Origin of the sequence: Streptomyces sp. UNOB3_S3, from assembly GCF_020740895.1 — a bacterium.
Taxonomy (GTDB): domain Bacteria; phylum Actinomycetota; class Actinomycetes; order Streptomycetales; family Streptomycetaceae; genus Streptomyces.
Window position 1 is genome coordinate 1 of sequence record NZ_JAILXP010000737.1, and the last position, 848, is coordinate 848.

General features: G+C 78.9%; 1 protein-coding gene. It reads left to right on the forward strand.

Annotated features, from left to right (window positions below):
• The coding region (locus K6I33_RS35375; protein WP_229358879.1) for an ROK family protein at positions 1-848 on the forward strand (848 nt) is incomplete at both ends.

An 848-nucleotide genomic window follows, 5' to 3' on the forward strand; every position in this document is an offset into this window, starting at 1 on the left:
GAGCGGGACGCGGTGACCGTCGCGGCCGTGGACCTCGCGGGGTCGGTCGTCGCGGCCCGTACGGCGCCGCTCGCGCCCGGCGCGACAGCGGAAACCCTGGTGGACGTGGTCGTGGGCGAGGTGCGGGCGCTGCTGGAAGGCGGGGAGGATCGCGATCCCGCCCCTCCCCTCCTCGGCGTCGGCGTCGCCGCGCCCGGGCCGCTCGATCACGCCGGCGGCGTCCTCCGGGACGTGACCGGATTCCCCCAGTGGAGCGGCTTCCCCCTGCGGGACGCGCTGGCCGGGCGGCTCGGCCTGTCCGCCGGTCTGTCCGCCGGCCTGCCCGCCGGTCTGCCCGTCGTCCTGGACAAGGACACCAACGCCGCCGCGCTCGGCCTCCTGCGGTCCGCCCCGCGCGAGCCGGGCTCCTTCGCCTATCTCCACCTCGGCACCGGCCTGGGCGCCGGACTTGTGCTCGGCGGCGAGGTGCACCGGGGCGCCCGGACCGGTGCCGGGGAGTTCGGGCACCAGGTGCTGCGGCTCGACGGGCCGCCGTGCCCCTGCGGCAGACGCGGCTGCCTGGAGGTCCTGTGCCTGCGGGCCGTCGCCGACGGCGACACCGCCCTCGCCGCGCGCCTGCTCGGCGTCGGCGCCGCCAACCTCGTCCAGCTGCTGGACATCGACCGTGTGCTGCTCGGCGGCCGGACCGTGCTGGCCGGCCCCGACCCTTACGTACGGGGCGTGCGCGCCGAACTCCCGGCGTCCGTGCCCGTGGCCGTCGCCCCCGGCGGGGAGCGCGCCGTGGTCGAGGGCGCGGCCGAACTCGTGCTCGCGCCGCTCTTCGGCGCGGGCCGCGCGCTGGCGCCCGC